The organism is Streptococcus sp. HMSC070B10 (genome assembly GCF_001808665.1).
GTDB lineage: Bacteria > Bacillota > Bacilli > Lactobacillales > Streptococcaceae > Streptococcus.
The window spans coordinates 450,655-470,970 of sequence record NZ_KV794152.1; the positions used below are offsets into that span (position 1 = coordinate 450,655).

22 protein-coding genes are annotated in these 20,316 nt (G+C 39.8%); 16 read left to right on the forward strand and 6 right to left on the reverse strand.

The window, feature by feature from the left end; all coding sequences use genetic code 11:
- The first annotated feature begins 6 nt into the window (after positions 1–6).
- The gene (locus HMPREF2613_RS03805; RefSeq protein WP_070479083.1) at positions 7–1,122 is read left to right on the forward strand and encodes a glycerate kinase; all 1,116 of its coding nucleotides are present in this window, start codon (positions 7–9) and stop codon (positions 1,120–1,122) included.
- Here HMPREF2613_RS03805 and HMPREF2613_RS03810 read toward each other — a convergent pair.
- Entirely contained in the window at positions 1,119–1,565 is a 447-nt protein-coding gene (locus HMPREF2613_RS03810; protein ID WP_070479086.1) for a DUF1694 domain-containing protein, read from the reverse strand. The genes HMPREF2613_RS03805 and HMPREF2613_RS03810 overlap by 4 nt on opposite strands.
- Before the next feature lie 163 nt (positions 1,566–1,728).
- Between HMPREF2613_RS03810 and eno the strand changes: the two genes are divergently transcribed.
- The 15 genes from eno (at position 1,729) to HMPREF2613_RS03885 (ending at position 16,782) form a co-directional block, all read left to right on the forward strand.
- Positions 1,729–3,033 (forward strand): surface-displayed alpha-enolase, encoded by a 1,305-nt coding sequence (eno, locus tag HMPREF2613_RS03815; RefSeq protein ID WP_000022813.1) that lies wholly within the window; start codon positions 1,729–1,731, stop codon positions 3,031–3,033.
- Between the two features lie 175 nt (positions 3,034–3,208).
- Positions 3,209–3,703 carry a YkgJ family cysteine cluster protein gene (locus HMPREF2613_RS03820; RefSeq protein ID WP_049491433.1) on the forward strand — a complete coding sequence of 165 codons (495 nt, stop codon included), beginning with the start codon at positions 3,209–3,211 and terminating at the stop codon, positions 3,701–3,703.
- A gap of 56 nt (positions 3,704–3,759) precedes the next feature.
- Positions 3,760–4,302, forward strand: a complete 543-nt coding sequence (locus HMPREF2613_RS03825; protein WP_070479088.1) for a ClbS/DfsB family four-helix bundle protein — start codon at positions 3,760–3,762, stop codon at positions 4,300–4,302.
- A gap of 382 nt (positions 4,303–4,684) precedes the next feature.
- On the forward strand, positions 4,685–5,686 hold the full coding sequence (locus tag HMPREF2613_RS03830; RefSeq protein ID WP_083279203.1) for a hypothetical protein: 1,002 nt from the start codon (positions 4,685–4,687) through the stop codon (positions 5,684–5,686).
- Positions 5,683–5,880 carry a hypothetical protein gene (locus tag HMPREF2613_RS03835; RefSeq protein ID WP_070479090.1) on the forward strand — a complete coding sequence of 66 codons (198 nt, stop codon included), beginning with the start codon at positions 5,683–5,685 and terminating at the stop codon, positions 5,878–5,880. Before HMPREF2613_RS03830 ends, HMPREF2613_RS03835 begins: the two co-directional genes overlap by 4 nt.
- Positions 5,881–5,917: 37 nt before the next feature.
- Positions 5,918–6,610: a pyrimidine 5'-nucleotidase PynA gene (locus HMPREF2613_RS03840; protein ID WP_070479092.1), complete on the forward strand. Its 693-nt coding sequence runs from the start codon at positions 5,918–5,920 to the stop codon at positions 6,608–6,610.
- Positions 6,611–6,671: 61 nt separating this feature from the next.
- The gene (locus HMPREF2613_RS03845; protein ID WP_070479094.1) at positions 6,672–7,325 is read left to right on the forward strand and encodes a uracil-DNA glycosylase; all 654 of its coding nucleotides are present in this window, start codon (positions 6,672–6,674) and stop codon (positions 7,323–7,325) included.
- A gap of 9 nt (positions 7,326–7,334) precedes the next feature.
- Positions 7,335–7,799 carry an NUDIX hydrolase gene (locus HMPREF2613_RS03850; protein ID WP_001135768.1) on the forward strand — a complete coding sequence of 155 codons (465 nt, stop codon included), beginning with the start codon at positions 7,335–7,337 and terminating at the stop codon, positions 7,797–7,799.
- Positions 7,800–7,811: 12 nt separating this feature from the next.
- Positions 7,812–9,080, forward strand: coding sequence for a dihydroorotase (locus HMPREF2613_RS03855; protein WP_070479096.1), 1,269 nt, complete (start codon positions 7,812–7,814; stop codon positions 9,078–9,080).
- Positions 9,081–9,121: 41 nt separating this feature from the next.
- On the forward strand, positions 9,122–10,483 hold the full coding sequence (gene pdrM, locus HMPREF2613_RS03860) for a sodium-coupled multidrug efflux MATE transporter PdrM (protein WP_070479099.1): 1,362 nt from the start codon (positions 9,122–9,124) through the stop codon (positions 10,481–10,483).
- 153 nt (positions 10,484–10,636) lie between these two features.
- The gene (locus HMPREF2613_RS03865) at positions 10,637–11,605 is read left to right on the forward strand and encodes a thiamine pyrophosphate-dependent dehydrogenase E1 component subunit alpha (RefSeq protein WP_070479101.1); all 969 of its coding nucleotides are present in this window, start codon (positions 10,637–10,639) and stop codon (positions 11,603–11,605) included.
- Between the two features lie 15 nt (positions 11,606–11,620).
- Positions 11,621–12,613 carry an alpha-ketoacid dehydrogenase subunit beta gene (locus tag HMPREF2613_RS03870; protein WP_070479103.1) on the forward strand — a complete coding sequence of 331 codons (993 nt, stop codon included), beginning with the start codon at positions 11,621–11,623 and terminating at the stop codon, positions 12,611–12,613.
- 327 nt (positions 12,614–12,940) lie between these two features.
- Positions 12,941–13,984, forward strand: coding sequence for a dihydrolipoamide acetyltransferase (locus tag HMPREF2613_RS03875; protein WP_070479105.1), 1,044 nt, complete (start codon positions 12,941–12,943; stop codon positions 13,982–13,984).
- 45 nt (positions 13,985–14,029) lie between these two features.
- Entirely contained in the window at positions 14,030–15,733 is a 1,704-nt protein-coding gene (gene lpdA / locus HMPREF2613_RS03880; protein ID WP_070479107.1) for a dihydrolipoyl dehydrogenase, read from the forward strand.
- A gap of 59 nt (positions 15,734–15,792) precedes the next feature.
- Positions 15,793–16,782, forward strand: a complete 990-nt coding sequence (locus HMPREF2613_RS03885; RefSeq protein ID WP_070479109.1) for a lipoate--protein ligase — start codon at positions 15,793–15,795, stop codon at positions 16,780–16,782.
- Positions 16,783–16,856: 74 nt separating this feature from the next.
- Here the strand turns inward: HMPREF2613_RS03885 and xerS are convergent, their stop codons facing one another.
- The 5 genes from xerS to HMPREF2613_RS03910 all read right to left on the reverse strand — a co-directional run.
- A complete protein-coding gene (xerS, locus tag HMPREF2613_RS03890) occupies positions 16,857–17,927 on the reverse strand; it encodes a tyrosine recombinase XerS (RefSeq protein ID WP_049491412.1) in 1,071 nt (356 codons plus the stop codon).
- Positions 17,928–18,065: 138 nt separating this feature from the next.
- A complete protein-coding gene (locus HMPREF2613_RS03895) occupies positions 18,066–18,356 on the reverse strand; it encodes a hypothetical protein (protein ID WP_049487193.1) in 291 nt (96 codons plus the stop codon).
- Positions 18,337–18,729 (reverse strand): hypothetical protein, encoded by a 393-nt coding sequence (locus HMPREF2613_RS03900; RefSeq protein WP_070479111.1) that lies wholly within the window; start codon positions 18,727–18,729, stop codon positions 18,337–18,339. The genes HMPREF2613_RS03895 and HMPREF2613_RS03900 overlap by 20 nt, the downstream gene beginning before the upstream one ends.
- Positions 18,711–19,955, reverse strand: coding sequence for a hypothetical protein (locus HMPREF2613_RS03905; protein WP_070479113.1), 1,245 nt, complete (start codon positions 19,953–19,955; stop codon positions 18,711–18,713). Before HMPREF2613_RS03905 ends, HMPREF2613_RS03900 begins: the two co-directional genes overlap by 19 nt.
- A partial coding sequence (locus tag HMPREF2613_RS03910; protein WP_261673960.1) for a hypothetical protein occupies positions 19,955–20,316 on the reverse strand: 362 nt, incomplete at its 5' end. The genes HMPREF2613_RS03905 and HMPREF2613_RS03910, both read right to left, overlap by 1 nt.

The window sequence follows — 20,316 nt, forward strand, 5'->3', positions numbered from 1 at the left end:
GAAAATATGAAGATTGTAATTGCACCAGATTCGTTTAAAGAAAGCTTAAGCGCACAGAAAGTTGCTGAAGCTATAAAAAGAGGTTTTCAAGAATCGCTTGCAGATGTAGACTGTCTCCTCTGCCCTGTTGGTGATGGGGGAGAAGGTACTGTAGATGCTATCCGACATTCTCTTGACCTAGAAGAAAAATGGATCCAAGTGACAGGAACTTTTGGACAAAAAGAAGCCATGCGCTATTTTCAAAAGGAGCAACTAGCCCTATTCGAAGTAGCTGACTTGGTTGGCCTTGGAAAGATTCCGTTAGAGGAACGAAATCCACTTCAAATCCAAACTTGTGGTATTGGAGAGTTGATTCGTCACCTCATCGATCAAGGGATTAAAGATATCTATATTGGTGTTGGTGGTACGGCCAGTAATGATGGAGGTATTGGGATTGCTGCTGGTTTAGGGTATCAATTTTATGATAGGGATGGAAATGCCTTGCCTGCTTGCGGCCAATCCTTACTAAACTTATCTTCTGTTTCAACAGAAAATTGCTATGAAATTCCTGAAGATGTTCACATTAGTATTCTAGCAGATGTCGTGAGTCCCTTATGTGGACACCAAGGTGCGACCTACACGTTTGGCAAGCAAAAAGGCCTAGATCCTACTATGTTTGAGACAGTAGATCAGGCTATCCAAGATTTTTATGAAAAAGTCTCCCCTGTAACATTGGAAATTAAAGGAGCAGGAGCTGGTGGAGGCATTGCTGGTGGTTTGTGTGCCTTTGCTAAGGCAAGTATCGTATCTGGAATTGACACCTGCCTAGACTTGATTGACTTTGATAAGAAAGTTTCACATGCTGACTTGGTTGTTGTAGGAGAAGGAAGGCTAGATAGTCAAAGCTTATCAGGGAAAACGCCTATAGGTGTTGCAAAAAGAACCCCTGTCGGAGTTCCTGTCATTGCTATTTGTGGTAGTATTGCTGAGGATTTACCTTCCCTACCATTTAAGAATATCCAAGCGGCTTTTTCAATTTTGGAAAAAAGTGAACCTCTAGAAGATAGTTTGAAAAATGCCAGTCTCTATTTGGAGCACACGGCTGCCAATATAGGGTATTTATTAAATATGCACAAGATTTAGCCAAACCATTTCTTCCAGATGGATGTTTTGGCTGGTTCTTCCTTTTTATCTTCCCAAAGTTTTGCAAAAGCAAGTCGAAGATCTTTTTCTTCTACTTGAACTGGTGCATTGCTATGAATAATCAGGCCAAAAGGAGAAGAAGTATGCTCTTCAGATACAATGGTAGCTTGACTATCAGTTTCTTTAGCTTCTTTTAAGTAGAAAACTTGCTTGTCAAATTCGATATTTGGTGAAATCTTCACAAATAGTGGCTCTGCTTTTTCCTGAAGGTTTTCTAAAATAGATAAAAAACCTTTTTCTAACTGAGGGCTATTTGCAGTATCAATATCTGCATATCCAAGAACTCTTTCCTCAAAAGTGCCAAGATAGCGTCTTTGCTCATCTGGATTTAATTTTGCTCCACCATGAGCTTTTTCAAGTAATTGTTTTGATAAATCTGTCATGAAAACAGTATATCATAAAAGTTAGAATAAAACAGACAAAAGAAAGCGATTACTTTATAAAGTTAAGGAAAATTTGCACAAAGATAACGTTTTTTCTTGAAAAAGGAGGGGTTTTAAGGTATTATAGAGGTGTAAAAAATTTAACTCATAAGGAGAGTAAAAAATGTCAATTATTACTGATGTTTACGCTCGCGAAGTCCTAGACTCACGCGGTAACCCAACACTTGAAGTAGAAGTTTACACTGAATCAGGTGCTTTCGGACGTGGTATGGTTCCATCAGGAGCTTCTACTGGTGAACACGAAGCAGTTGAACTTCGCGACGGTGACAAATCTCGTTACGGTGGTCTTGGTACACAAAAAGCTGTTGACAACGTAAACAACATCATTGCTGAAGCTATCATCGGCTACGATGTACGTGACCAACAAGCTATCGACCGTGCTATGATCGCACTTGACGGTACTCCTAACAAAGGTAAATTGGGTGCAAACGCAATCCTTGGTGTGTCTATCGCTGTAGCTCGTGCTGCTGCTGACTACCTTGAAATCCCACTTTACAGCTACCTTGGTGGATTCAACACTAAAGTTCTTCCAACTCCAATGATGAACATCATCAACGGTGGTTCTCACTCTGATGCTCCAATCGCTTTCCAAGAGTTCATGATCTTGCCAGTTGGTGCGCCAACATTTAAAGAAGCTCTTCGTTACGGTGCTGAAATCTTCCACGCTCTTAAGAAAATCCTTAAATCACGTGGTTTGGAAACTGCCGTAGGTGACGAAGGTGGATTCGCTCCTCGTTTCGAAGGAACTGAAGACGGTGTTGAAACTATCCTTGCTGCGATTGAAGCTGCTGGATATGTTCCAGGTAAAGACGTATTTATCGGATTTGACTGTGCTTCATCAGAATTCTACGATAAAGAACGTAAAGTTTATGACTACACTAAATTTGAAGGTGAAGGCGCTGCTGTTCGTACATCTGCAGAACAAATCGACTACCTTGAAGAATTGGTAAACAAATACCCAATCATCACTATCGAAGATGGTATGGATGAAAACGACTGGGATGGATGGAAAGCTCTTACTGAACGTCTTGGTAAGAAAGTTCAATTGGTTGGTGACGACTTCTTCGTAACAAACACTGACTACCTTGCACGTGGTATCCAAGAAGGTGCTGCTAACTCAATCCTTATCAAAGTAAACCAAATCGGTACTCTTACTGAAACTTTTGAAGCTATCGAAATGGCTAAAGAAGCTGGTTACACTGCCGTTGTATCACACCGTTCAGGTGAAACTGAAGATTCAACAATCGCTGACATCGCAGTTGCAACTAACGCAGGACAAATCAAGACTGGTTCACTTTCACGTACAGACCGTATCGCTAAATACAACCAATTGCTTCGCATCGAAGACCAACTTGGTGAAGTAGCTGAATATCGTGGATTGAAATCATTCTACAACCTTAAAAAATAAAATAGTTCAGTGAACTATTTTATCCCGAACCTTGAAATTCAAAAGTTCGGCCGTTGATTTAACAACGTTTTAAGCCCCTCGGATTTTATCCGACGGGCTTTTTTCTATTCAGGGGGCAAAAAAAGGGCAGTGTTTATGGTATAATAGACAAAAATACGTGAATTAGAAAGAAATTATGTCTAAAGAAATTGATATTGAGTACTACCACCAGCTAGCCTTACAAAAGCAGAAGGAGCACCGTAAAATTTTAGCCAATTTAAAGAAAAAGCCACCTAAAAATCTAGATAAGATAGCTCAGCAGATTCACGAGGAAGTCTTTGCGGAGATTGATTGTACGGCCTGTGCTAACTGTTGTAAGACATTGGGGCCTGATTTTAAAGAAGCGGATATTACACGAATCGCCAAGTATTTTAAGATGAAATTACCAGCTTTTGAAGCGGAGTTTCTGCAGGTAGATGAAGATGGTGATAAGGTTTTTAAATCCATGCCTTGTCCCTTTTTAGGAGGAGATAATCTCTGTTCCATCTATGACGTTCGTCCAAAGGCCTGTCGTGAATTTCCTCATACAGACAGGAAAAAGATCCATCAAATCAACCATTTGACGATTAAGAATACTTTGACCTGTCCGGCAGCCTACCTCTTTGTTGAGAAATTAAAGGATAAGTTATAGAGATTTAAAGGATAAAAAATTTCTAATAATAACTAGAGATATGAAGGGAGAACTCTGTGCCTAGACCGAAAACAAAAGAGGAGCTAGTGCTAGCCTCTAAGGAAAACTATGAAAAGCTTAATCGTTTCATTTCCCAACTAAGTGAAGAAGAGCTACAGACTCCATTTGATTTTTTTAGAGACCCAAAGAAAAAAGAAGCTCACTGGAAAAGGGATAAGAATCTACGCGATGTCTTGATTCATCTTTATGAATGGCATCAGTTACTTTTGACTTGGGTTCATTCTAATCAAGAAGGTCTCGAAAGACTTTTTCTCCCTGAACCTTATAATTGGAAAACTTATGGGGAAATGAATGTCGCTTTTTGGAAGAAGCACCAGAAAACGTCTTTAGAAGAAGCGACTAGACTCATACAACAATCACATAGAGAGGTTTTAGAGTTGATAGAAGTTTTTAGCAATGACGAACTCTTTACCAAAGGTGTCTATAAGTGGACGGGAGGGACAAGTCTAGGTTCCTACTTTGTTAGTAGCACGTCAAGCCACTATGATTGGGCTATCAAAAAACTTAAAGCACATCAGAAGAATTGTAAGCGTCGCTAGTTAAAGTGGGTATGGATTTTAGAAAAGGTTCTTCTAAGCTTCGAATAGCTTAGTTATCTTCATTTTTGAGTTCTTCTAGCTTTAGAATCCTTCAAAAAATAAAATCTAAGACAATCAATCTCTTAGAATAGTGCGAAAACATTTAGTTTATAGGAATTCTAAACCTAGAATTGCATAGATATTTATGAAGTTAGAGTATTCGATAGTTAGGATTGTTCTATTCTGAACGATTTGAGCTGTCAATTGTATAGGATAGTGTTATTCTATGTTAGATTCTAGTAAAAATGATTGGATAAATAATATTAAAGAAAAATCAAAATCATAATTTTGTTTAATATGGTATAATATTTCTAATAATTTAAACATAATGAGGTAGTAATTTATGGATGAAGTTTTATTTTTTGGAGAAGATGACTTCGATATTCTTGATATTGATGGTTATGAACTAAAACCCTCATCGTTTTTTAATAAGTTACCAGAAATAGCCAAACCTTTAGTCAAAAATGCAAATAAAATCTTATCTGAAGTAGAAAAAATGTTATATTCTGCTCCAGCCTTTATCAATGTTGTCCAATCTAGTATACCTGAAGAGGTTTTTCAGGCAATTCTTTCTCCAGAACAACAGGAACAAATTGCTCAAGGAGTGTTAAAATTAATGACCAAGAAAGATGGCTCTCTCTTGGCGGTATTAGTAGATACTAATACTAATAAAATCATTGGAAATGTACCATTGAAATCTGTTAAATTGACACCAGAATTAAATAAAGCGTTAGCTGATTATTCGTCACAAATTCAAATGGCTCAGATTGCAGAGGAGATTCAAAATGTACAATATGCTATTGAGGACGTCAGAAAAGGACAGGAGTCAGATAGACTTGCAATAGCCTATAGTTGTCAACAGAAACTCTTGCAAGCTAGAGAGATATCAGATCCAAACATTAGAACAATGATGTTACTACAAGTTATTTCAGATGCAGAAGATAGTAGAAATCTCTTAATGCTTAGTCAAAAATCAAATGTAAATTTTATCAAAGAGCAACCAGATTCTACTTGGGGTAAGTTATTAAAAGGGGATAAACCAGATAAAATTGAAGCTCGTATGAATGAGATTAGAGATGGATTAGCAGCTGTAAATATCGTTTCACTATCAGCAGCAATAGCCTATAATGAGTTGGGCGAGAAAAAAGCTGCTCAAAAAAGTTTGGATTACTTTGGGAAATTTATTAACGAAACTTATCTCAGTTCTCGAGAATTAGTAGAGAGACTTGATTTACTTGATCCTTCGCCTACAAATTACTGGACAAAAGAATTGCCAAAAATTGAAACTTCTATAATGAAATTACCAAATAAACCAGATTCTATTGAGACAGAGGTGCTAGAATGAAAGAAATAAAAAAATGCAAGACATGTAGTAGGGATTTACCATCAAGTTATAAGCACAATAAGTGCGAATCGTGTAGAAACAAAAAAATAGATGAAGCAAAAAAGATACTTAAAGTTGTTGGACAAGTTGGAAGTGTGGTTACTCCAGTTGTAGTTGGTATGTTGATGAATAAAACTAAGAAAAAGAAGAAATAAACTAATCTATTAAGTACCTAGAAAGGAAAATCTCAAATTGTCCTACAAATTTCTACTCTTCGACCTTGATCACACCTTGCTTGATTTTGATGCTGCTGAGGATGTGGCTTTGACGCAACTTCTAAGAGAAGAAGGAGTTGCGGACATTCAGGCTTATAAAGACTACTATGTTCCTATGAACAAGGCTCTCTGGAAGGACTTGGAGCAAAAGAAAATCAGTAAACAAGAACTGGTTAACACGCGCTTTTCTCGTTTATTTGCTCATTTCGGACTAGATAAAGACGGTACGTTACTTTCCCAGCGTTACCAGTTTTACCTAGCCCAACAGGGACAAACTCTTTCAGGTGCTCATGAACTCTTGGACAGCCTTATCGAGCGAGATTATGAACTATATGCTGCGACTAATGGGATTACTGCCATTCAGACGGGACGTTTGGCTCAGTCAGGTCTGGCACCTTATTTCAATCAAGTTTTTATCTCTGATCAGCTGCAAACCCAAAAGCCTGATGCACTTTTTTATGAAAAGATTGGCCAGCAAATTGCTGGATTTAGCAAAGCAAAGGCGCTGATGATTGGAGATTCTCTAACCGCCGATATCCAAGGTGGCAATAATGCTGGGATTGACACTATCTGGTACAATCCTCATCACCTCGAAAATCACACACAAGCCCAGCCGACCTACGAAGTCCATTCTTACCAAGACTTGCTGGATTATTTAGATAAACTGTAAAAAGTGGTTTAGATAGCCACTTTTTGCTATAATAGAGGCAGTAAAAACGAAGGAGTCGGCTATGGAACACTCGTCTTGGCATGCTTTGATTAAGGAGCAATTACCTGAGGGTTATTTTGCGAAAATCAATCAGTTTATGGAGCAGGTCTATGCTCAGGGAACTGTTTATCCACCTAAGGAAAAGGTTTTTCAGGCTCTCTTGACAACACCGCTTGAAGAAGTTAAGGTGGTGATTCTAGGGCAAGACCCCTATCACGGGCCAGGTCAAGCGCAGGGCTTGAGTTTTTCTGTTCCTGACTCTATCCCAGCTCCGCCATCCTTGCAAAATATCTTGAAAGAATTGTCAGATGACATTGGGGTTAAGAAATCCCATGATTTGACGGCTTGGGCTGAGCAAGGAGTCTTGCTTCTTAATGCTTGTTTGACGGTTCCTGCTGGTCAGGCCAATGGTCATGCTGGGCAGATATGGGAGCCATTTACAGATGCTGTGATTCAGGTGGTCAATCATCTAGATAGACCAGTGGTCTTTGTACTTTGGGGAGCTTATGCACGTAAGAAGAAGGCCTTGGTTACCAATCCTCACCACTTGATTATCGAATCAGCCCATCCTAGTCCTTTATCGGTTTACAGAGGATTTTGGGGTTCCAAGCCTTTTTCCAAGGCAAATGCATTCTTAAAAGAAACAGGACAAGAGCCAATCGATTGGCTTAGATAAGGAGAAAATATGCCTCAGTTAGCGACGATTTGCTACATTGATAACGGGAAAGAACTGCTCATGCTCCACCGTAATAAGAAACCCAATGATGTCCATGAAGGCAAATGGATTGGTGTGGGTGGTAAGCTAGAGCGAGGAGAGACACCTCAGGAATGCGCGGCTCGTGAAATCCTTGAAGAAACAGGGCTCAAAGCCAAGCCAGTTCTAAAAGGTGTTATCACTTTTCCTGAATTTACACCAGATTTAGACTGGTACACCTATGTTTTTAAGGTGACAGAGTTCGAGGGTGACTTGATTGACTGTAACGAGGGAACGCTTGAATGGGTTCCTTATGATGAAGTTTTGAGCAAGCCAACTTGGGAAGGTGACCACACCTTTGTTGAATGGCTTTTAGAGGATAAACCCTTCTTTTCAGCCAAGTTTGTTTATGATGGGGATAAATTGTTGGATACCCAAGTTGATTTCTATGAATAAAGGAGAAAGCAGATGCTACTTATCAAAAATGGTCGTGTAATGGATCCCAAGTCTGGTTTGGATCAAGTGTGTGATGTTTTAGTCCAAGATGGGAAAATTGTCAAAATTGCTCCGGAAATCAAGGAAGAAGGAGCAAAGGTGCTTGATGCTACTGGTCTAGTCGTTGCTCCTGGCTTGGTCGATATCCATGTTCATTTCCGTGAACCTGGTCAGACCCACAAGGAAGATATCCATACGGGTGCCCTAGCAGCCGCTGCAGGTGGTTTTACAACGGTTGTTATGATGGCTAATACCAGTCCAACTATTTCAGATGTGGAGACTTTACAAGAAGTTCTCCAGTCAGCTGCCAAGGAAAAAATCAACGTCAAAACGGTTGCGACCATTACTAAAAACTTTAATGGGCAAGATTTGACAGACTTTAAGGCGCTTTTAGAAGCTGGTGCGGTTGGTTTTTCTGATGACGGTATTCCTCTTGAAAGTAGTAAAGTTGTTAAGAAAGCCATGGAAGAAGCCAAAAAACTCAATACCTTTATCAGCCTTCATGAGGAAGATCCAGGGTTGAATGGAATTCTTGGATTTAATGAAAACATTGCTAAAGAACATTTCCATATCTGCGGTGCGACTGGGATGGCTGAGTATGCTATGATGGCGCGTGATGTTATGATTGCCTATGCAACCAAGGCTCATGTTCATATCCAGCATTTGTCTAAGGAAGAAAGTGTCAAGGTAGTGGAGTTTGCTCAAGGATTGGGGGCTCAAGTCACAGCAGAAGTAGCGCCACAGCATTTTTCTAAGACAGAAGCGCTTCTTTTGACACAAGGTAGCAATGCCAAGATGAATCCGCCACTTCGTTTGGAATCAGACCGTCGTGCCGTTATCGAAGGTCTCAAATCAGGTGTTATTACAGTTATCGCGACAGACCACGCGCCTCACCATGCGGATGAAAAAAATGTCGAGGACATTACCAAAGCACCATCTGGTATGACTGGTTTAGAAACCTCTCTGTCTCTCGGTTTGACTTATTTGGTGGAAGCTGGGGAATTGAGCTTGATGGAATTGCTAGAAAAAATGACCTACAACCCAGCCAAACTTTACAACTTTGAAGCAGGTTACTTGGCTGAGAATGGTCCAGCGGATATCACTATCTTTGACGCTAAGGTTGACCGCCTTGTGAACTCCCATTTTGCTTCGAAAGCAGCTAATTCACCATTCATCGGTGAAACCTTAAAAGGGCAGGTTAAATATACCATCTGTAAAGGACAAATCGTCTATCAAAACTAGGTGGGAGTCTGCTCTGTAAATTAGAAGAATAGAGAGCCTATATGTACCAAACCCATCATTTTAAAGACAAGTTTATCTTATTTTTAAAGATATTTTTCCCTATCTTGATTTATCAGTTTGCCAATTATTCTGCCTCCTTTGTAGATACGACTATGACAGGTCAATACAATACCATGGATTTGGCTGGTGTATCTATGGCAACCAGTATCTGGAATCCTTTCTTTACCTTCCTGACAGGGATTGTGTCAGCTTTAGTACCCATTATTGGTCACCATCTTGGTCGAGGCAAAAAGGAAGAAGTTGCATCTGATTTTTACCAGTTTATCTATCTGGCCTTGGGTCTATCTGTGCTCTTGCTGGGGATGGTACTTTTCTTGGCACCACCAATCTTGAATCATATTGGCTTAGAAGTATCAGTAGCAGCAGTAGCGGTTCGCTATCTTTGGTTTCTATCTATCGGAATTATCCCCTTGTTGCTCTTTAGTGTCATTCGTTCCTTGCTGGATTCTCTAGGGTTGACCAAACTGTCCATGTATCTCATGCTTTTGTTACTTCCTCTCAATAGTGGATTTAACTATCTTTTGATTTACGGGGCCTTTGGTGTTCCAGAACTGGGAGGTGCTGGCTCTGGATTAGGAACTTCTTTGGCTTATTGGGTCTTGCTGGGGATTTCTGTTCTGGTTTTATTTAAGCAGGAGAAACTCAAAGCCTTACATCTTGAGAAACGCATTCCACTTAATATGGATAAAATCAAGGAAGGGGTTCGCTTAGGTCTGCCCATTGGAGGAACTGTCTTTGCGGAAGTGGCTATCTTTTCCGTGGTTGGCTTGATTATGGCTAAGTTCTCGTCCTTGATTATTGCTAGTCACCAGTCAGCTATGAACTTTTCAAGTCTCATGTACGCCTTTCCTATGAGTATCTCATCGGCTATGGCCATTGTCGTGTCTTATGAAGTGGGAGCTAAGCGATTTGATGATGCGAAAACCTATATTGGTTTAGGAAGATGGACTGCCCTCATTTTTGCGGCCTTCACCTTAACTTTCCTTTACATTTTTAGAGGAAATGTGGCCAGTCTTTATGGTAACGACCCAGAATTTATCAATTTGACAGCGCGCTTTTTGACTTACAGTCTTTTCTTCCAGTTAGCAGATACATTTGCGGCACCGCTCCAGGGAATTTTACGGGGTTATAAGGATACAGTGATTCCTTTTTACCTTGGTTTGGTTGGTTATTGGGGTGTAGCAATCCCAGTGGCTATGGTATTTGATTCCCTAACAGATTTTGGAGCTTATTCTTACTGGATTGGTTTGATTATTAGTCTGATTGTGAGTGGGGCGCTCTACCGTTGGCGTTTAACTGTAATTATGAAAAGATTTGAATCTTTAGCAAAATCTAAACGATAAAAAGTTTGTGAAAAAATATTCTTGATAAGAAAATACCTTGTTTTCATGGGGTTTTCTTTTTTATTTTGTGAAATTTTCTTTAGAAAAACTTTGACAGTATTTACCAAAAACGGTAAAATAGTAAGGTAAGAAGAAAGTTAGAAAGGCAAGAAGATGTCAACTTTAGATAAAAATCTTTTGCTCGAAATGTTCCGTAAGATGGAAGAAATCCGTCGTATGGATTTAAAAATTGCGCAATTAGTAAAGAAAGGGAAAGTGCCAGGAATGACGCACTTTTCTGTTGGAGAAGAGGCAGCTAACGTGGGTGCTATGTTGGCTCTCAATCCAGATGATTTGATCACATCAAACCACCGTGGTCACGGACAAGCTATTACCAAAGGAATTGACCTCAACGGAATGATGGCTGAAATCCTTGGAAAATACACTGGAACCTGTAAAGGTAAAGGTGGTTCTATGCATATTGCTGACCTTGATGCTGGTAACCTTGGTGCCAATGGTATCGTAGGTGGTGGTATGGGGATTGCTGTCGGTGCAGCTCTTAGTCAGCAAATGCAAAATACCGGAAAAATCGTTGTCTGCTTCTTTGGAGATGGTGCGACCAACGAAGGTGTTTTCCACGAAGCAGTAAATATGGCTTCTATCTGGAACCTGCCAGTCATTTTCTACTGCATTAACAACGGTTATGGAATCTCTGCGGATATCAAGAAAATGACCAATGTAGAGCATATCCATCAACGTAGTGCTGCTTATGGAATTCCTGGAATGTTCATCGAAGACGGTAACAATGTCATCGACGTCTATGAAGGATTTAAGAAAGCTGTAGATCATGTTCGTGGTGGCAATGGTCCAGTCTTGATTGAAAGTATAACTTATCGCTGGCTTGGTCACTCATCATCTGACCCTGGTAAATATCGTACGCGTGAAGAAGTGGAATTGTGGAAACAAAAAGATCCAATTGAAAACCTCCGCAAGTACCTTATTGAAAATAACATTGCAAGTGCCGAAGAATTGGAAGAAATCCAAGCGCAAGTAAAGGAAGCAGTAGAAGCTTCTGTTAAATTTGCGGAAGAAAGTCCATTCCCACCACTTGAATCAGCATTTGAAGATATTTACGCAGACTAAGGAGAAAGAGATAAAATGGAAACAAAAACAATGTCCTTCCGTGACACTATTATCCTTGCTATGTCTGAGGAAATGCGTCGCGATGAAAATGTATTCTTGATGGGAGAAGATGTCGGTGTCTTTGGAGGAGACTTCGGAACTTCTGTTGGAATGCTTGAAGAATTTGGTCCAGAACGTGTCCGTGACTGTCCGATTTCTGAAGCTGCCATCTCGGGAGCAGCAGCAGGAGCAGCCATGACAGGACTTCGCCCAATCGTCGATATGACTTTCATGGACTTCTCGGTCATTGCCATGGACAATATCGTCAACCAAGCCGCTAAAACACGTTACATGTTTGGTGGGAAAGGGCAGGTTCCAATGACTGTCCGTTGTGCAGCAGGTAATGGAGTTGGATCTGCAGCCCAGCACTCGCAATCACTAGAGTCTTGGTTTACTCACATTCCTGGACTTAAGGTTGTAGCACCTGGAACACCTGCGGACATGAAAGGACTACTCAAGGCTTCTATCCGTGATAATAACCCTGTTATCATTCTTGAGTACAAGTCAGAATTTAACCAAAAAGGGGAAGTGCCAGTTGATCCAGACTACACAATCCCACTTGGAGTTGGGGAAATCAAACGCGAAGGCACAGATGTAACAGTTGTTACTTATGGTAAAATGCTTCGCCGTGTGGTTCAAGCAGCTGAGGAATTAGCTGAAGAAGGAATTTCAGTTGAGATTGTGGACCCTCGTACCCTTGTTCCTCTTGATAAGGATATCATCATCAACTCAGTGAAGAAGACTGGTAAAGTTGTTCTGGTCAACGACGCCCACAAAACAAGTGGCTATATCGGAGAGATTTCAGCTATTATTTCAGAATCAGAAGCATTTGACTATCTAGATGCACCAATCCGCCGTTGCGCAGGAGAAGATGTGCCAATGCCTTACGCGCAAAACCTAGAAAATGCAATGATACCAACAGTTGAAAGCATCAAAGATGCCATCCGTAAAACATATAACAAAGAATAGAATTACATAAAAAAAGTTATGTAAAAAAATAAAGCTGACGAGAAACTTTGTATCTTTTAGGTGCAAAGCTCTTCGTCATTAATATCTTGGATTAGAACACGGGCTAAAAGCTCGGAAAAAAGATAAATCTCCTTGGTTTCATCGAAACCATCGTCGATTTCCTATTTTTCAGTCGCTTTTAACGCCCTTTGTATTATTTAATTGAATTCGGACGGAGGTCTGCGAAAAAAAGATAGATTTCCTTGTGTTCATCGAACACATCGTCAATCTCCTATTTTTTCATGGCCCTCTGCGTCCTTAATATCTTAGTATAGAATTGGAGAGGTCATGGCTGATGACAAGCTAAGAGCGACTCCTGCAGCTAGAAAGTTAGCGGATGATTTAGGAATCAACCTCTACGACGTTTCTGGCTCAGGTGCAAACGGTCGTGTCCACAAAGAAGACGTGGAAACTTATAAAGACACAAACGTGGTTCGCATTTCGCCACTTGCAAAACGAATTGCCCTCGAACATAATATTGCTTGGCAGGAAATCCAAGGAACTGGTCATCGTGGTAAAATCATGAAGAAGGATGTCTTGGCCTTACTTCCTGAAAATATTGAAAACGACACCATCAAGTCTCCTGCTCAGATTGAAAAAGTGGAAGAAGTACCTGATAACGTATCACCATACGGTGAAATCGAGCGTATTCCAATGACACCAATGCGTAAGGTTATTGCCCAACGTATGGTTGAATCTTACCTAACTGCACCAACCTTCACCCTCAACTATGAAGTTGATATGACTGAAATGCTCGCCCTTCGTAAGAAGGTTCTGGAGCCAATCATGGAAGCAACTGGGAAGAAGACTACTGTAACAGACCTTCTTTCACTTGCTGTTGTGAAAACCTTGATGAAACATCCTTACATCAACGCTTCATTGACAGAAGATGGCAAGACCATTATCACTCACAACTATGTCAATCTTGCCATGGCAGTTGGAATGGATAATGGATTGATGACACCTGTTGTTTACAATGCTGAGAAGATGACTCTTTCAGAGTTGGTTGTTGCATTCAAAGATGTCATTGGTCGTACCTTGGATGGCAAATTGGCTCCAAGTGAACTTCAAAATTCAACATTCACAATCAGTAACTTGGGAATGTTTGGCGTTCAGTCCTTTGGTCCTATCATTAACCAACCAAACTCAGCTATCCTTGGTGTCAGTTCGACAATTGAGAAGCCAGTTGTCGTCAATGGTGAAATTGTGATTCGCCCTATCATGAGCCTAGGATTAACCATCGACCACCGTGTCGTAGATGGTATGGCTGGTGCTAAGTTTATGAAGGACTTGAAAGAATTGATTGAAAATCCAATCTCAATGTTGATTTAAGAGCAAGAGTATTCATTTTTAAGATATAGATAAAGGAAGGAAGACATGGCCTTAGAAGTAATTATGCCAAAAGCCGGCGTTGATATGACAGAAGGACAAATCGTCCAATGGAATAAAAAAGTCGGAGAATTTGTAAAAGAAGGAGAAATCCTTTTGGAAATCATGACTGATAAAGTCAGCATGGAATTGGAAGCCGAAGAAGATGGTTACTTGATTGCTATCCTCAAAGGAGATGGGGAAACAGTCCCTGTAACGGAAGTTATCGGTTACCTTGGTGAAGAAGGGGAAAACATCCCAACAGCTGGAGCCGTAGCGCCAGAAGCTAGCCCAGTACCTGTAGCAAGTGCCTCAAGCGATGATGGTAAGAGCGATGATGCTTTTGATATCGTTGTGATTGGTGGAGGTCCTGCTGGTTATGTTGCAGCCATCAAAGCTGCCCAACTCGGCGGTAAGGTTGCCCTTGTTGAGAAATCTGAACTTGGTGGAACCTGCTTGAACCGTGGTTGTATTCCAACCAAGACCTACCTTCATAATGCTGAAATCATCGAGAATATCGGTCATGCCGCAAACCGTGGTATCGTAATCGAAAATCCAAACTTCACTGTAGATATGGATAAACTTTTAGAAACTAAATCTAAAGTTGTTAATACCTTGGTAGGTGGGGTTGCAGGTCTTCTTCGTAGTTATGGAGTTACTGTACATAAAGGTATTGGTACCATCACTAAAGACAAGAATGTCTTGGTAAATGGTTCCGAATTGCTTGAAACTAAGAAAATTATCCTTGCTGGTGGTTCAAAAGTCAGCAAGATTAACGTCCCTGGTATGGAATCTCCACTTGTCATGACCAGTGACGACATTCTTGAAATGAACGAAGTACCAGAAAGCCTTGTTATCATCGGTGGTGGCGTTGTCGGTATTGAACTCGGCCAAGCTTTCATGACATTTGGTTCAAAGGTAACTGTTATCGAAATGATGGACCGTATCGTGCCAGCTATGGATGCGGAAGTATCTAAGAATCTTCGCTTGATACTTGAGCGTAAAGGTATGACCATCTTAACTGACACTAAACTCCAAGAAATCATAGAGGAAAATGGTCAACTTCGTATCAAGGTTGAAGGAAAAGATGATATCATTGCAAGCAAAGCTCTTCTTTCAATTGGCCGTGTGCCAGACCTTGAAGGTATTGGCGATGTTGAGTTTGAATTGGATCGTGGACGTATCAAGGTCAACGAATACATGGAAACTTCTGTTCCAGGTATCTACGCACCAGGTGATATTAATGGTACTAAGATGTTGGCTCACGCAGCTTTCCGTATGGGGGAAGTTGCCGCTGAAAATGCCCTTAAAGGAAATCATGCTGTTGCCAAATTGAATTTGACTCCTGCAGCCATCTACACTCTTCCTGAAGTAGCAGCAGTAGGTCTGACTGAAGAACAAGCTCGTGAGAAATATGATGTTGCTATCGGTAAATTCAACTTTGCTGCCAATGGTCGTGCCATTGCATCAGATGCGGCTCAAGGTTTCGTAAAAGTCATTGCAGATAAGAAATACGGGGAAATCCTTGGTGTACATATCATCGGTCCTGCAGCTGCAGAATTGATTAACGAAGCCTCAAGCATTATCGAAATGGAAATTACTGTTGAAGAAATGCTGAAGACCATTCACGGACACCCAACCTACTCTGAAGTGATGTATGAAGCATTTGCGGATGTTCTAGGAATGGCCATCCACTCACCTAAGAAAAAATAAAAGAAAGATAGATTAGACTGGAAAGGTGTTTTCCAGTCTCTATCGTATAAAGGGATATCATGAAATACATTATCAATCATTCAAACGACACTGCCTTTAATATTGCCTTGGAAGAATACGCCTTTAAACACCTTTTGGATGAGGATCAAATTTTCCTACTTTGGATTAACAAGCCATCTATCATTGTTGGTCGTCACCAGAATACCATCGAAGAAATCAACCGTGATTATGTTCGCGAAAATGGCATCGAGGTAGTTCGCCGTATCAGCGGTGGTGGAGCTGTTTACCACGATTTAAATAACCTCAACTACACGATTATTTCAAAAGAAGATGAAAACAAGGCTTTTGACTTCAAGAGCTTCTCAACTCCAGTTATCAACACTTTGGCTCAACTTGGGGTTAAAGCTGAGTTCACAGGTCGTAACGACTTAGAAATTGATGGCAAGAAATTCTGTGGCAATGCCCAAGCCTATATTAACGGCCGTATCATGCACCACGGTTGCTTGCTCTTTGACGTTGATTTGTCAGTCCTCGCAAATGCCCTCAAGGTTTCAAAGGACAAATTTGAATCAAAAGGTGTGAAATCCGTTCGTGCTCGTGTGACTAATATTATCAATGAATTACCAGAAAAAATCACAGTCGAAGAATTCCGTGATTTACTCTTGGAATACATGAAAAAAGAATACCCAGAGATGACTGAATACGTTTTTTCTGAGGAAGAATTGGCTGAAATCAATCGCATCAAGGATACCAAGTTTGGTACTTGGGACTGGAACTATGGTAAATCACCTGAATTTAACGTCCATCGTGGAACAAAATTCACTAGTGGTAAGGTGGAAGTCTTTGCTAACGTTACTGAATCAAAAATCCAAGACATCAAGATTTATGGTGACTTCTTTGGAATCGAAGACGTTGCTGCAGTAGAAGATATCCTTCGTGGGGTGAAATACGAACGCGAAGATGTCCTTAAGGCGCTAGAAACCATTGATATCACACGCTACTTCGCTGGTATTAGCCGTGAAGAAATCGCTGAAGCGGTAGTTGGATAAATCAAAAAAGAAGTTGGTTGTAGGACCAGCTTCTTTTTTAAAAATCAAATATTACATAATTTATTTTATGTATTTTATAAACTATCTAGAGCATTCTTTTGTTCATCATTAACGATATGGGTATAGAGGTCAGTAACTTGTGTACTGGCGTGTCCTAGCTGGTGACTGACCAAAACTTGCGATTTAGTGGCATCATAGAGCCTGGTTGCTAGGGTGTGGCGTAGTTTATGGGGTGTTACACGAACTTTGAAGTCCTCAGAGTACTTAGCAACCATCTTTTCCACGCTGGAAGCATCGATACGATTGGGAACACCTCTATAAAGTGTTAAAAAGAGGGCTGTATCCGTCTTTTCCGTCTTATAGCGTTGATTTCGAATGGCCAGATAATTTTCTAGATAAGGCTTGGCAAAGGCAGCGACATTGACAGAGTCACGTTTGCCACCTTTTCGAGTGACATCAATAACCATCATTTTTAGATTGAGATCTCTTAGATCTAGATTAACAGCTTCAGATAAGCGGACACCAGACGCCAATAGAAGGGCAATAATGGCCAAATCACGTTCTTTATTTTTGTTGAATGATGAGAGAGCGCGATTTGAAAGTTGTTGTGGATACTCTTGGTCAATATAAGTTAGAAAACCTTCTGTTTCATCACCTAAAAAGAGTTTTTGCTTGATGTTTTCAGCTCTGGCAGCAAGCGTTTCTTTCTTTTTCTTTGTTGAAACTTTCTTCATTACATTACGATAAAAATAAGGTTCCCCCTGATCGTTTTCAACCTCCTCGGTCAAATACTTGTAAAGACTAGAAAGTGCTGACAAAGTACGATTGATAGTTGTCTGTGAAACACCTTGCTTTGTTGTATTAGCATTAAGCAAAGGACGTTCACGTAGGTAAAGGATAAAGGATTCCATGTCTTTCTTAGACATATTTTCCAAGACAGATAAAGGAATATCAGACATTTTATCAGCGTTTGAAATACCAGACTCCAAAACCCAGCTGAAAAATCGATCGTATTCCTTGAGGTATTCGTACAAGGTTGTAAAACTGTAAGGAACAGCAAGCTTAGATTGGTAGTATTCCAGAACATACCAGGGCATGATTTGTTTTAGTTTGTCGATTCGTTCCAGTAAAATCTCACGTTTCATGTATTTTCTCCATAAATAAGTCTACTAGTAGTATAGCATAGACTTATTTATTTTTCAAGAAAATTATAGTTTTTCGGAAAGATGTTATAGAGGACATAGATGCAAAGAAAACTATATAACCATACGAAAAATTCTTCTTTATACATCATCATACTTGACTAACATATTAGGTATTTTTGTTTCAAGACTTTTGCGGACTTTTCCTTGTATTGCAGTGTCCATTTGGCTGTTAATACTTGTTATTGTTGCTTTAGTATCTCTTGCAATTGTTTTCGATTTTTGGTCAAAACTTTCTTTTATTTGATTTTTAGCGACCTTTGCCAATTGGCATTGAGCCAGGATACGATTTCTTTCCATCATGCGATACATTTGTTTTAGAGCGTATTGGTATTCTTCATCAGTATAGTACTCATTCATTGGTGCTTGCATAATTTCTCCTTAGTTTTTGATATTCTTCATCTAAGATATTTTTTCTTTGTCGAAATTCTTTATCTATTTTTTCTTTTTCTTCTTCCAGTTTTATTTCATTAGTTCTATAGACTTGGTTAGAATGATATCTCAAATTTTCTATGTCTGTAAAGTACTCTCTAACACAATCAGCTGGTGATGAAAACTTTCTTAATACTAGGTACATTATATCAGCTTCTTCGTTCATGATCCTTTCCAATCTTGCAGAACGTTCCTCTAATTCTAGTGTCTTTTTCTCTAACTTGTTCTTTTCCAGATAGTATTGTTCTTCGAGGTTAAGAATTTCCCTCTCTTTTTGTCTAATGGCATCCCATTTTACATCTCTGCTTTCCATTGTCTGAACTCCTTAGCAAATTGTGTGTCTGTTGCCACTGTTTTTTCGATGACTTCCTGTAATTGTTTATCTAACTGTTCAAATGCTTGGGCGGGAGCATTCATCTTAGCGACTATTTGATCCGTTTCTGCCTGAAAAGTATCGATAAACTGTGCTTGAGTGATACCTTGGCTAGCAAAAAGGGCCTCAACCTCATAGGGAGCCAAGGCTGTGTAGCTTGTAAAATCGATTTTTGACCAAATTTCTTGTAATTCTTGATTGGCGTTTTTGGCTAAGGCGCTCACTTCATCAGCTCCAGTTCTTGCTGCCGTAGCCATTGATGATGATAGGATAGAACCTTGAGCTGCATCTAAGTATATTCCCTCAGAGCTACTAATGCCACCTGATGACCATTTTGACTTCAAGTCCTTGTAATGAGCCATTCCTCGGAGACTGTTGGCATAAGCTCGATAAACACCACTAATTAAGGGTTTTCCACCTTTACCATCAACAACTTGACCTGTTACAGGATCAAACTCCCAATCATCGATATTGTGGCTAGTTCCGTCCAGCCAGTATATTGTATCAGGCATTTTTAAGAAAGATTTATTAAACCATTCGGGGTGATTGAAATCATTGATAACGACAACATTATCAGACTTTCTACGATAATCAATAAACATAGCTGGATTTTTGTCTATGAATGCTTTTTCGTCATTAGAAAGTGAAAGATAATAAAACCAAGCATTGAAGGTTGTCGTAGGGATGTGGTATTTAGCTCCTACCTTTAGCATATAAGAGCCTTGTGAATAACCTGATAGATGACTAACTTCATATCTGGGATCGTCCATGATTTCTTTTACGAAACGGTCCGCTACAAAATATTGGGGTGACAAAGATGTATCTCTTTCTACCAGAGCTGTAGAAATGTCAATCTTAGTAGGACTCCCTGGATCAGTCCCTGCAGCAATCACAGCTATACTTTTATAATCCGGTTTGCCGTTGACCATAGGAGCTACCGCCAAACCATCAAAACCTGTTCCTGCGTCAGACTTAGTCGCAACAACACGGAATTCTTGACCATCGGAGGTAGTTATAGTGTTGGTTTCATAGCTAGCTAATTCAGAATCAGGTTTATTAACAACATGCTTTTTATATTTTCGTCTAGCAAACTCTGAATTCACACTGTAAACCCCATTATCTCTATTTAAATTATTAAGCTGTTTATCTGTATAATTAAATGTCATTATTGCTCTCCTTCGTCGTTATCAGAATAAGTTACCCTGATTTTCGAAGTGGTTTTACCCTTGTTTTCATTCAAAAATTGTCTATCTTTTATTCTTCCTTCCCATTCCAACGAAGCATCAGTTATTTCCTCAGTGTCTAAAGAATATCCAATCCCATACTTAATTTTTCTTTCATCTTTGAACTTGATTTCTACATCACAAGACCATGACCCTGGTGGGTTTGTATAATCAGGATTCATAATCTTGATCTCTTCTATCCCCTCATAAGAGTTTTTTAAAGCATTTACCAAACTAACTTCATACTCTCTATTCCGACGTTCTTCTTGAGATTTCCCTAACATGCTAAACATAAAAACACCTC